The organism is Streptomyces sp. NPDC027962 (genome assembly GCF_055566095.1).
In genome coordinates this window covers 59723-71345 of sequence record NZ_JBVHTA010000018.1, presented here as the reverse complement: position 1 = coordinate 71345, position 11623 = coordinate 59723, and the positions used below count along the sequence as shown (strand labels likewise).

At 71.5% G+C, this 11623-nt stretch carries 11 protein-coding genes and 2 pseudogenes; 6 read left to right on the top strand and 7 right to left on the bottom strand.

Annotation, left to right across the window (positions count from 1 at the left end; genetic code table 11):
• Window positions 1-111 precede the first annotated feature (111 nt).
• Entirely contained in the window at window positions 112-2244 is a 2133-nt protein-coding gene (locus tag ACZ4SA_RS18725) for a phage holin family protein (protein WP_468275615.1), read from the top strand.
• 232 nt (window positions 2245-2476) lie between these two features.
• On the opposite strand, the gene arsM is transcribed toward ACZ4SA_RS18725, so the two are convergent.
• Complete coding sequence (gene arsM, locus ACZ4SA_RS18720) at window positions 2477-3358, bottom strand: arsenite methyltransferase (RefSeq protein ID WP_468275613.1); 882 nt, start codon at window positions 3356-3358, stop codon at window positions 2477-2479.
• Between the two features lie 130 nt (window positions 3359-3488).
• Between arsM and ACZ4SA_RS18715 the strand changes: the two genes are divergently transcribed.
• A complete protein-coding gene (locus ACZ4SA_RS18715) occupies window positions 3489-3629 on the top strand; it encodes a hypothetical protein (protein WP_468275786.1) in 141 nt (46 codons plus the stop codon).
• On the opposite strand, the pseudogene ACZ4SA_RS18710 reads toward ACZ4SA_RS18715, so the two are convergent.
• From ACZ4SA_RS18710 to ACZ4SA_RS18700, 3 genes and pseudogenes are all read right to left on the bottom strand, one after another.
• Window positions 3599-3977, bottom strand: a pseudogene (locus tag ACZ4SA_RS18710) (helix-turn-helix domain-containing protein); the annotation flags it as partial. The gene ACZ4SA_RS18715 and the pseudogene ACZ4SA_RS18710 sit on opposite strands and share 31 nt — an antisense overlap.
• Window positions 3978-4007: 30 nt before the next feature.
• Window positions 4008-4436, bottom strand: coding sequence for an SsgA family sporulation/cell division regulator (locus tag ACZ4SA_RS18705; protein WP_468275611.1), 429 nt, complete (start codon window positions 4434-4436; stop codon window positions 4008-4010).
• 548 nt (window positions 4437-4984) lie between these two features.
• Window positions 4985-5176 (bottom strand): annotated as a pseudogene (locus ACZ4SA_RS18700) (hypothetical protein); the annotation flags it as partial.
• A 277-nt stretch (window positions 5177-5453) separates the two neighbouring features.
• Between ACZ4SA_RS18700 and ACZ4SA_RS18695 the strand changes: the two are divergent.
• The gene (locus ACZ4SA_RS18695) at window positions 5454-6992 is read left to right on the top strand and encodes an ATP-dependent DNA ligase (RefSeq protein ID WP_468275608.1); all 1539 of its coding nucleotides are present in this window, start codon (window positions 5454-5456) and stop codon (window positions 6990-6992) included.
• 82 nt (window positions 6993-7074) lie between these two features.
• Here ACZ4SA_RS18695 and ACZ4SA_RS18690 read toward each other — a convergent pair whose 3' ends face one another.
• A complete protein-coding gene (locus ACZ4SA_RS18690) occupies window positions 7075-7581 on the bottom strand; it encodes an FBP domain-containing protein (RefSeq protein WP_468275605.1) in 507 nt (168 codons plus the stop codon).
• A gap of 104 nt (window positions 7582-7685) precedes the next feature.
• Between ACZ4SA_RS18690 and ACZ4SA_RS18685 the strand changes: the two genes are divergently transcribed.
• The 3 genes from ACZ4SA_RS18685 to ACZ4SA_RS18675 all read left to right on the top strand — a co-directional run bounded on the left by ACZ4SA_RS18685 (window position 7686) and on the right by ACZ4SA_RS18675 (window position 10051).
• Window positions 7686-8009: a 4a-hydroxytetrahydrobiopterin dehydratase gene (locus tag ACZ4SA_RS18685; RefSeq protein WP_468275603.1), complete on the top strand. Its 324-nt coding sequence runs from the start codon at window positions 7686-7688 to the stop codon at window positions 8007-8009.
• Window positions 8010-8198: 189 nt separating this feature from the next.
• Window positions 8199-9161 (top strand): AraC family transcriptional regulator, encoded by a 963-nt coding sequence (locus ACZ4SA_RS18680; RefSeq protein ID WP_468275601.1) that lies wholly within the window; start codon window positions 8199-8201, stop codon window positions 9159-9161.
• Between the two features lie 26 nt (window positions 9162-9187).
• Window positions 9188-10051, top strand: coding sequence for a class I SAM-dependent methyltransferase (locus ACZ4SA_RS18675; protein ID WP_468275599.1), 864 nt, complete (start codon window positions 9188-9190; stop codon window positions 10049-10051).
• Between the two features lie 42 nt (window positions 10052-10093).
• On the opposite strand, the gene ACZ4SA_RS18670 is transcribed toward ACZ4SA_RS18675, so the two are convergent.
• Together ACZ4SA_RS18670 and ACZ4SA_RS18665 are read right to left on the bottom strand one after the other, a co-directional pair.
• Window positions 10094-10567 (bottom strand): RICIN domain-containing protein, encoded by a 474-nt coding sequence (locus ACZ4SA_RS18670; RefSeq protein ID WP_468275597.1) that lies wholly within the window; start codon window positions 10565-10567, stop codon window positions 10094-10096.
• Between the two features lie 188 nt (window positions 10568-10755).
• Window positions 10756-11586, bottom strand: coding sequence for an aldo/keto reductase (locus ACZ4SA_RS18665; RefSeq protein WP_468275594.1), 831 nt, complete (start codon window positions 11584-11586; stop codon window positions 10756-10758).
• Window positions 11587-11623: the final 37 nt, after the last annotated feature.

Sequence of the window (11623 nt, the reverse complement as noted above, 5' to 3'; positions counted from 1 at the left end):
CTCCGGCGGGACGAGGACCGGGACCAGGACGGGCCCCGGGACCGCACGGCCGGACGGAGTCCCGCTCTGTGCCACGCTGGAGGCCTGCTCCAGGGGGGGGAGGTGAACGGCGTGGTCGAAGGTCGGTGGCGTACGGTCGGCAGTGCCCTGGTGCGTGTGGTCGTGGTGTGGGCGGTGTCGACCCTGACGATGCTCGCGCTCGCGGGGCTGCTGCCCGACTTCCGGCTCCAGTCCGGCGACGGCGACAGCATCACGCGGACCGCGATCACGGCCGCGTGGGGGGCGGGCGCGTTCGGTCTCCTCACCGGCCTGGTGTGGCCCGTCGTCGTACGCGCCCTGTTGCTCGTGCCGGCCCTGGTGCTCGGCCTGCTGGTGTTCTTCCTCAACGGCTCGCTGCTGCTGATCGCCCTGTGGCTGATCCCCGACGACCGCGGCGCCGCCAACCCGGAGACCGCGGTGGTCGTCGCGGCCGTGATGTCCGCGGTCGCGTCCGCGACGTCGACCGCCCTCGCCGTCCGCGACGACAACGCCTACCGGCGCCGGCTCTCCCGGCTCGCCCACCGGCGCGGCCGCGGCAGGGCATCCGGGGAGGGCAGGTCGGGCCCGCCCGGCACGCTCTTCCTGCAACTCGACGGCGTCGGCCACGAGGTGCTGCGCAGTGCCGCGGAAAGCGGTGTGATGCCGACCGTCGCCGGCTGGGCCGGCGCCACACACCGGCTGACCGCCTGGCGCACCGACTGGTCGAGCCAGACCGGCGCCAGCCAGCTCGGCATTCTGCACGGCTCCAACCACGACGTGCCGGCCTTCCGCTGGTACGAGAAGGACAGCCGCCGGATCATGGTGAGCAACCGGCCGGCGAGCGCGGTGGAACTGCAGCGGCGGGCCATCGAGCACACCGGCGACGGCGGGCTGCTGACGCTGGACGGCGCGAGCCGGGGCAACCTGTTCAGCGGCGGCGCGCACCAGCTGGCGCTGGTTCTGTCGATGGCGGCGAGGCGCGGCAGAGCCAACCGCTCACGGGCGGGCTACTTCGCGTACTTCTCCGATCCCGCGAACGCGGTGCGCACCGCGGTGTCCTTCGTCGCCGAAGTGGGGCGCGAGATCGGGCAGTCGACCCGTGCCAGGCTGCGCGGCGACACACCGCGCGTCGGCCGTGGCGGGCTCTACCCGTTCATCCGGGCGTTCGCGACCGTCGTCGAACGCGATGTGGTCGTCGCCGCGGTGATCGGGGACATGCTCGCCGGGCGCAGAGCCATCTACGCCGACCTGGTCGCCTACGACGAGGTGGCGCACCACTCCGGGCCGCGCAGCGCGGACGCGCAGGCGGTGCTCGAGCGGCTGGACCGCTCCATCGCGCTTCTCGCCAAGGTCGCCGAGCATGCGCCCCGCACGTACCGGATCGTGCTGCTGTCCGATCACGGCCAGAGCCCCGGCGAAACGTTCGAGGGGGCGTACGGGTTGACCCTGAAGGACCTGGTGCGCGCGGGGTGCGGGCTGCCGGTGTCGCGGCGGGCCGAGCGTTCCAAGAGCGGGGCCGAGGCCCGCGACGCGGCGCGTGACGCGTTGCGGACCGCGCTGCACCGGCAGCCGTCCCCGTCCGGCGAGGAGGAACGTCCGGCGTCGGGGTCCGACCCGATCGTGCTGGCCTCGGGGAATCTCGCCCTGATCTCGTTCCCCGACGTGCCGTACCGCATGAGCCGCGAGGAGATCGGCCGCCGTCACCCCGCGCTGCTGACGACTCTCGCCAATCATCCCGGCATCGGGTTCCTGCTGGTGCGCAGTGAGGAGCACGGCTCGGTGGTGCTCGGCGCCGACGGCGTCGAGGTGGGCGTGGACGCGCTGAAGGACGACGACGGTCCGCTGGCCGGCTTCGGTCTTGGCGCGGCCGACGCCGTGCGCCGTACCGACTCGTTCCCGCACACCGCCGACATCATGGTCAACTCGATGCACGACCCGAGAACCGGTGTGGTGCATGCTTTCGAGGAGCAGATCGGGTCGCACGGGGGGCTCGGCGGCGAGCAGTCGCAGGCCTTCCTGCTGTCGCCGTTCGCGTTGTCGCCGCCGACCCGGCCCGGTGCCGAGCTGATCGGCGCGGAGCAGGTGCACCAGGTGCTGAGGCGCTGGCTGAAGGAGGGTGACGGGCCGCAGGTCCCGATCGGTCCGGCCGCAGGTTTCCGGCCCGAGAGCGAAACGGAAGTAGAAGAACCGGTTGATCGCGGCGCGACGCCGGACAAAAAGATGTGACGGCTTCCTTGCCGCCTGGCCGTACTGGATCACCATCTGGGAATCCAACGCGGCGCTCGCCGTCGCCGCCGTGGGCCACCTCGACGTACTTGGCTGCTCCTGACCCTGTGTCTTCGCCTGGTCTTCGGCTTGTGCCGCTGCCTGCTCCCGCGTGATCCCCCGTGTTGCTGCTCAAGGTCCGGTCCTCCTTGGGTGACGCCGGACCTTGATCATTGGTTGCTTCGGCGGGGGTTCAGCGCCCGCAAGAGCAGCCGGCGGTGGCCTTGGCCCGCTGACCGGTGGTGGCCGGGCCGGTCACTTCCTCGGCCGGGGTGCAGCAGGCGGTGACCCCGCAGCAGGCGTCCGCGGCGGGGGCGGCGGCCGCCGTGATGGGCTTGACCGCCCGGACGATGGCGGAGTGCATGCCGTCGGCGACCGGGTGGGTGGGGGTGATCTCGATGTCGGTGAAGCCTGCGGCTTCGAGGCCGTCGCGGTATTCGGCGAAGGACAGGGCGCCGGCGATGCAGCCGACGTAGTCCCCGCGCTCGGCCCGCTGCTCGGCGGTGAGCGTGTCGTCGGCGACGACGTCGGAGACGCCGATGCGGCCTCCGGGCTTCAGGACGCGGAAGGTCTCGGTGAAGACGGCCGGCTTGTCGGTGGACAGGTTGATCACGCAGTTCGAGATCACGACGTCGATGCTGTTCGCGGGCAGGGGGATGGCCTCGATGATGCCCTTGAGGAACTCGACGTTGGTGGCGCCGGTCTTCGCGGCGTTGGCCAGGGCCAGGGCCAGCATCTCCTCGGTCATGTCGAGGCCGTATGCCCTGCCGGTGGGACCGACGCGCCGGGCGGAGAGAAGGACGTCGATGCCTCCGCCGGATCCCAGGTCGAGAACACGCTCGCCCTCGTTCAGCTCGGCGACCGCGGTGGGGTTCCCGCAGCCGAGGGAGGCGGCGACGGCCTCGGCCGGCAGCGCCTCGCGCGCACCGGCAGCGTAGAGGGCGCCGCCGAAGTTGTCGTCGGGCTCGACGGCCTGGGGCCCGCAGCAGGCGGTGCCACCCTCGGTGACCTGGACGGCTGCTGCGGCATAGCGGCGGCGGACGGTCTCGCGCAGGTCGGTGGACTGCTCGCTCATGACGATGCCTCCCGGTGGTTGAAGGCCCTGCCTCAGGTAGCAGCAGGCAGGTTGTATTGGTGTTCCTCGATGCAAGCTTGCGCCCTGGATCGAAGGGCGTCAATGTAAAGGCGTTTCGAAACAAGAGCTGGTGGTGCTCGAGCAGGCCGCCGACGGCGCCTGCTGCGGGCAGCCGGCGGCAGCGCCGCTGGACGAGGACCGGGCCGTGCAGCTGGCGAAGGTGTTCAAGGCCCTGGGTGCGATGCCCCGGTTTGCGGCGAGCGCGTGGTAGGTGCCGTCGACGAGGAGCGCGGGGTACGGCTCGTAGCCCTGAAGGAGCCGTCCCATGCCCTCACGCGGCGCCTCCATCGCCGGGTCGCCCAGCAGCGTCTCGGTGTAGCGGGGTGCGTAACCGGCGGCCGGCAGGAGGGAGTTGCGCTCCCGTACAGGGACGTCGAGGTGCTCCGCGAGGCGCAGGGACCATCTCCTCGCTGGGGCGGGAGCGGCCCGTCTCGACGAAGCTGATGTGGCGGGCGGAGGACCCGGCGCGCAGGGCGAGTTCGAGCCGGCTGATCCGCAGCCGCTCGCGCCAGCCGCGCAGCAGCGGCCCTACTCCCGTGCCGGACAGGGCAGTTGTCATAGCCGGACCGTAGTGCGGCGCGCAGCTGCCTTACTCTCTCAGACCCCGTGCGTTGCCCAGGAGTGCGGCAAGGGCCCGTTCGAGGTCCATGGCACCCGTCTCGTTGCCGGCCGGCACGGTCGTGTACGAGCGCACGAGGAAGCGGCGCAGGCTCGCGGTGTCCAGTTGGAGCAGCGCGACCCCTTCCGGGGAGCGCAGCTCCACCATGGTCTGCACCCGCCCGCAGGGCCAGATGTGCACGTCACCGTCGCCGGATGGGGCACGCAGGCCCGCGTCGAGCAGACTGCGGGCGAAGGTCCAGGTGACGCTGGTGTCGTTCAGGCAGGCCTCCGGCGGGAAGACCATACGGACGGCGAACGGGTCGCTGTCGCTGTAGCGCAGGATCACCGGCACGGCCAGGGAGTGGGGCGCATCGCTGATGAGGCGGGCCCGGACGGATTGCTCGATGGTCGACGACATCGCTCACTCCTCTGCTGCTGTTCCGCTCCTCGTGCACGTACGGCGTCACGGGCAGGGCTCACACTTGCGCGAGCGACACCAGTGGCGTGTGTGACCTGCATCACCCAGCCTGAAACGATTCGGTCAGGATGGCTAGAGTTTTGCGGCATCACATATCCCCGCAAATGGTGCCGACCCCTGGTTACGGACGGGTATCCCGGCAGTGGGCCCGTTCCGCGCCGCCGCAGGGCGGTCGCCGGTGTGGGAACCGGGAGAAGGACCGGCGCAGAGGCGGGGAGAAAAGGGGCCCCGGCCGGACGGGGGTTTCCGGCCGGGGCGGTCACTGGGTGTGGGCGCGCATGGCGGTCGCCTCTCGGCGAAACGCTCCGCAGGGCTTCCGTGAGCGATCGTCTCTACGGGCAAAAGGCGAGGCCCGGGGGCGCTGTCCTGTCCGCACCCACGCATAGATGAACGATAAACCACTCGGGGCTGATCCGGGAAACCCCGAGGGCCCGCTGTGATGCGCGTTACCCCCAGTTACCGGCTGCGGCGTGATTTCCGGACACAGGTCACCTGCCCGGTTGCGTTCCGCCCCTTGCGACCACCGATCCCAGCACCGACGGCAGCGGATACCAGTCGGCCGACACCACGCTCGCGTGCTGCCCCGCCAGCAGAGAAAGGCGGTCACGGGCCTGCTGCTCGGTCGGATTCGTGCCGTCGATCGACGGGGCGACGCTGTGCGCGGCGGTCATCACGACGAGGGCCGCGGGCCCGCGGCGCTGCGGCGCGCGAGAACGTGCCCATGGGGGACCCTGCCTTTGCGTCGAGGGGTGGGCCCCGCCTGGCGGATCAGGTTCCGGCAGAGCCAAGTCGACGGAAGGCTAGGGGAGTTGGACGAACCGTGGGGAGGCTGTACCCGGCCAGGGCTGACGCTTTTGACGGTGTTGCGCCCGGGCGGTTCCCGTGCGCCGTACGGGGCCGTTTCGACGGGCGCCGTGCCGGGGTGCGTGCACCGCCGGGCCGGGGCACGATGGCCGCATGCTGCTCGCCCGCGTCGCCGAAGTCTCCCGCGAGGTCGCCGCCACGTCGGCCCGTTCGCGCAAGATCGCCGCGCTGGCGGACCTGTTCGCGGAGGCCTGGCCGGCGGACGTCGCCCTCGTCATCTCCTACCTCGCCGGGCAGCTGCCCCAGGGCCGTATCGGCATCGGCTGGAGCGTCCTGAAAGAGCCGGTCCCGCCGGCCGCCGTCCCGGCCCTCACCGTCGGAGAGGCCGACGCCGCGTTCACCGCCCTCGCCGGAGTCTCCGGCACCGGAGCCCAGGCGGAACGCCGCAACCGGGTGCAGCGGCTGATGTCCGCGGCCACCGCGGACGAGCAGCAGTTCCTGGTGCGTCTCCTCACCGGCGAGGTGCGTCAGGGCGCACTGGACGCCGTCGCGCTCGAGGCCGTCGCCCGGGCCGCGGGTGCGCCCGCGGCGGATGTGCGCCGAGCTGTGATGCTGGAGGGCTCGCTGCCCCGGGTGGCCCGTGCGCTGCTCGCGGAGGGGCCGGCGGCACTGGAACAGTTCCGGCTGCGCGTCGGCAGCCCCGTGCAGCCGATGCTCGCGCACACCGCCGGATCCGTCACCGAAGCGGTCCGGACACTGGGGGCCGCCTGCGTGGTCGAGGAGAAACTCGACGGCATCCGCGTCCAGGTGCACCGCGCCGGGAGCGAGGTCCGGATCTACACCAGGTCCCTCGACGACATCACCGACCGGCTCCCCGAAGTGGCCCACCAGGCCCTCGAGATGACCGGCGACGGGTTCATCCTCGACGGCGAGGTCATCGCCCTGGCCGCCGACGGGCGGCCCGTCCCCTTCCAGGACATCGCGTCACGCGTGGGGTCCCGCCTCGACGTCGAGGCGGCCCGCACCGCGCTGCCGTTGTACCCGGTCTACTTCGACGTCCTGGCCGCCGACGGCGAGTCGGTGCTCGACCAGCCGGGCAGTGAGCGACACGAGGTTCTCGCCCGGCTCGTTCCCGAACCGACCCGGGTCGGGCGCGTTGTCGTCGACGACCCGGCAGCCCCCGATCAGGTCGTCGCGGCAGAGGAGTTCTTGGCTGCGACACTGGAGCGCGGCCACGAGGGAGTCCTGGTCAAGGCCCTGGACGCGCCGTACAGCGCAGGGCGCCGCGGTCGCTCGTGGCTCAAGGTCAAGCCCGTCCACACCCTGGACCTGGTGGTCCTGGCCGCCGAACGGGGCCACGGCCGGCGCACCGGACTGCTGTCCAACCTCCACCTGGGCGCCCGCGCGGAGAACGGCGGGTTCGTGATGCTCGGCAAGACCTTCAAAGGTCTCACCGACGAGATGCTGCGCTGGCAGACCGGACGACTCCACGAACTCGCCGTCGACGACGACGGTTTCACGGTGCGGGTCCGCCCCGAACTGGTCGTGGAGATCGCCTACGACGGGCTGCAGCGCTCCACCCGCTATCCGGCGGGCGTGGCCCTGCGCTTCGCCCGGGTGCTCCGCCACCGGCCCGACAAGTCCGCGGCAGAGGCGGACACCATCGACCAGGTCCTGGCGGCGCGGGCCTGACCGAACGACGGGCGGGGACCCGACGGCCTCGCCGGCGCGGGACCGGACGGGCTCGCCGGCCCAGGCCTCAGCAGCAGGCGCGTCAGCGCAGGCCCAGCACCTTGTCGGCGAACGCCGTCAAGTTGTCAGTGGACCGCGCGATCTGCTCCTCGAGCGTGAGGCTCTCCTCGTAGCGGCCGTGTCGCAGCTTCGGCTGCTTCTTGCCGCGTACGTACAGCGAGCAGGCCAGATCCGCGCAGAGGTAGATGCCCACCGTGTTCCCCTCCCGGCCCGCCGCGCCGGCCAGCGGCGCGGCGAACAGGGTCACCCCCGAGGACGCGTGCGCGGTGAGACACGCCTGGCACATGCTGGACTTGAGAACGCTGGTCCGCCCGGTGGACGGGATGCGCAGGGTGATGCCGACCGGCCCGTCCTCCCGGGGCAGGACAAGATGCGCCCTCAGCGGCGCGCCCGGATCGACCCAACCGAGAAAGTCCAGGTCGTCCCACGGAAGTTCGGCGAAGTCGGCAGGCAGCCGCATCCGGCCGGCCTCGCCCTTCGTGCAGTTCACGAAAGACGTACGGATCTGTTTGTCGGTCAATGGTTCCACTCGGTGGAACGTACACAGCGTGGCCCGGTGCAGGCATCCGAATTACCGGGCATCCGATCTATGGTGTCCCCGTCCGCCGCCCCCTCCTCGGAAGGATCCTGGTCATGCCCACAGAGCCCCTGTCGCAGAAGGAGATCGAGGACCGGCTGCGTGAGCTCCCCGGCTGGTCCCTCGAGGGCGCGAGGATCGCCCGCTCCTACCGTCTCGACTCGCACTTCGCTGCGACCGCCATGGTCGTGCACATCGCACAGATCCAGGAGGAGCTGAACCACCACTCGGAGCTGACGCTCGGCTACAACTCGGTCGCGCTGACAGTTCAGTCCCACGACGTGAACGCGATCACCGAACGGGACTTCCGGCTGGCCGAGCGAGTGGAGGAGATTGCGCCGGGCCACGGGGCGAACCAGGCGGGCACGGGGGCGAACTGACGCCTCGCGGACAGCTGCCGGAGGTGCCCTTCGGCCCGCCCGTAACGCCCTTCCGCAAGGAGGGCAGACCGTCGGCGGGCGCACGGTGACCGGCCGGGCTCGCCCGGAGGTGTGACTCCCGCAGGCGGAGGTGTGACTCCCGCAGGTGCGCAGCCGCGCCGTCATACGCGTCCGTCTACGCTGGTGGGCATGGACGCTCTCGCCGGACTTCTGGACGGGCCGCGGGCCAGGGGGGCTTTTCTGCTGCGCATGGTGATGGAGCCGCCGTGGTCCGTGCACATCGACGACGAGGCCCCGCTCTGCCTGATGTGCGTCACCCACGGCGAGGCCTGGATCGCCCCCGCGTCGGGGGAGCCGGTGCTGCTGCGGCCCGGTGACGTGGCCGTCGCGCGCGGCCCCGAGCCGTACACGGTCTCCCATGCGCGCGGTGCCGATCCGCACGCCCGGATCGGTCCCGGCGGCACCTGCCACACCCTCCAGGGCGAACCGCTCAACCAGTCCATGAGACTGGGCGTGCGGACCTGGGGCAACGCGCCCGACGGCTCGACCTCCATGCTCATCGGGACGTACCAGATGAAGGGCGAGGTCAGCGGTCGGCTGCTGGACGCGCTGCCGCCGCTGCTTCACCTGTCGGCGCAGGTGTGGAACCACCCCCTCACGTCCGTGCTCGACGAGGAGATCGCCCGTGACGACCCGGGTCAGAGTGTGGTGCTCGACCGGGTGCTCGACCTGCTGCTGATCGCCGTGCTGCGCACCTGGTTCTCCCGGCCCGACGCCGAGGCGCCCGCCTGGTACCGGGCCATGGGCGATCCGGTGGTGGGGCAGGCGCTGCGGCTGATCCAGGACGGCCCGGCCCGCCCCTGGAGCGTCGCCTCGCTCGCAGCCGAGTGCGGTGTGTCGAGAGCAGCGCTTGCCCGGCGCTTCACCGAACTGGTCGGCGAGCCGCCCATGATGTACCTCACCGGCTGGCGGCTCGCGCTCGCCGCGGACCTGCTGCGTGAGAGCGACGCGACGGTCGAGGCGGTGGCGCGGAAGGTCGGCTACAGCGGCTCGTTCGCGCTGAGTGCGGCTTTCAAACGGGTACGGGGCATCAGCCCGCAGGAGCACCGTACAGGTGGTGTTTTGCCGGACCGGCAACGTCGCTTGCCGTAGGAGGGCGGCCGGGTCACCCTGGGCCCATGAGCAACCACCACGACTCCACCCACATCGACTGGGACGAACTCGGACCGCTGCTGGAGCGCGGCGCGGAGGTGCAGAGCCCCCTGTACCGGCAGGCGACCGACTGGCTGCGGGAGCTGGTACCCGCCGGAGGCGTCCGGCGGATCCTCGACATCGGCAGCGGACCCGGCGTGATCACCGGGCTGCTCGCCGAGGCGTTCCCGTACGCCGAGGTCGTTGCCGTGGACGGCACCGAGCCGCTGCTGGATCGTGCCCTCGCGCGCGCGGCCCGGGCCGGCCAGGGCGACCGTATCCGTACGCGCCCGGCCGATCTGCCGGACGACATGGCGGAGTTGGGCGAGGCGGACCTCATCTGGGCGGGCGGCTTCGTGCACCACCTGGGCGACCAGCGTGCCGCACTCGGCACCCTTGCCCGGCTGCTGCGGCCCGGCGGGCTGCTCGCCGTCGTCGAGGGCGGACTGCCGGCCCGCCACCTCCCGCGCGACATCGGGATCGGCAGGCCCGGCCTCGAGGGCAGGGTCGGCGCGGCGATGGAGGACTGGTTCGCCAGGATGCGGGCCGACCTGACCGGAGCCAAGGACGAGGTCGAGGACTGGCGGGCACTGCTCGCCGCGTCCGGGCTCGACCCGAGCGGCACCCGCTCCTTCCTGCTCGATGTCCCGGCGCCGGTCCCCCTGGCCGTGCGCGAGCAGCTGGTGTCCACCTTCGCCTGGCAGCGCAGGCTGGTCGAGGGCCTGCTGCCGGACGACGACATCGCCGTCCTCGACCGGCTGCTCGACCCCGAGGACGCCGAGGGGCTGCTGCGGCGTTCCGACGCGTACCTGCTGACGGCCCGCACCGTCTTCACGGCGCGCAGGGACTGAGGCGGGCACGAAGGGACTGAGCCGGGCGAGCGGGGCCGGCCGTCAGTGGTCCGGGCCGTCAGGGACCACCGGCGCCAACTGCCACCACTGGCCGGGGGAGTCGGTGTCCTCCCACTGCTGCACGTTCGCCCCGTCGCCGGTGGCGGCATCGGCCACCTCGAGCAGCAGCCCGCTGATGAAGCTGACGATGGTCACCGTGCCCGGCGAGTCGAGATGGCGTTCGACGATCCATTCCTGGGCGCCGAAGTTGTTCGCCTTCCACTGCTGGACGTTGGCGCCGTTCTCCGTGGAGGCGTTCGCCACGTCGAGCCGTTTGCCGCTGGCCGCGTTGATGAAGTGGTACAGCCCGTTCCCGTTCGGCACGGGGTCGATACGCCACTGCTGGGCGGGGGTGCCGGACTCCTTGCCCTGCTGGACGTTGACGCCGCTGCCTTTGCCGCCGCCGTACACCTCCAGCAGCAGCCCGCTGTTGACGTTCCGCACCCGATAGAGCCCTGCCTCAAGTGGTCCGTCCATTGTTCCCCTGTTCCCCCTCGTGCCCGGTCTCCGATTGACGACCGGGATCATCGTCCCAGCCCCCACTGACAACGACCTGCGCCGACAACGGTCCGCCCCACCGGTGGAGAACGGAAACGGCGCAGCCGCGTGCCCGCGACTGCGCCGTTTCGGTCCGGAGGCCCGACCCGGCTCCGGCTCTCGTCCGGTCAGGAGTTGATGTCGCCCGGGTGCGGGCCGAGACGCTTGCCGTCGTCCAGTGCCGCGAAGGCGGCCAGGTCGTCGGCGTCCAGCTCGAAGTCGAACACGTCGATGTTCTCCCGGATCCGCGACGGCGTGGAGGACTTGGGGATCACCACGTTGCTCACCTGGAGGTGCCAGCGCAGTACCACCTGGGCCGGGGTGCGGTCGTGCTTGCGGGCCACCGCGACGACGGCCGGGGCCTGCAGCAGTTCCTTGCCCTGGCCGAGCGGGGACCAGGCCTCGGTGGCGATGCCGTGCTTCGCGTGGAAGTCGCGTGCGGCGGACTGCTGGAGCTGCGGATGCAGCTCGATCTGGTTCACCGCCGGGACCACCGCGGTCTCGTCCATGAGGCGCTCGAGGTGCTCCGGAAGGAAGTTCGACACGCCGATGGCCTTGGCGCGGCCGTCCGCGAGGATCCTCTCCAGGGCCTTGTAGGTCTCCACGAAGGTCTCGCGCGCCGGCATCGGCCAGTGGATCAGGTACAGATCGACGTAGTCGAGGCCCAGCTTCGCGAGGGACGTGTCGAAGGCGCGCAGCGTGCTGTCGTGACCCTGGTCGGAATTCCACAGCTTCGTGGTGACGAACAGCTCGTCGCGGGCGATTCCGGAGCCGCTGACGGCCTTGCCGGTGCCCGCTTCGTTCCCGTAGACGGCCGCGGTGTCGATGCTGCGGTATCCGGCCTCCAGGGCCGCGCCCACCGTCTGCTCCGCCTCGTCGTCGGGCACCTGCCAGACGCCGAAGCCGAGCTGCGGCATCGCGACGCCGTTGTTGAGGGTGATGAAGGGGACCTTGCTCACGAGCGGTCGATCCTTACGTCGTCGGTTGGGTACTCCC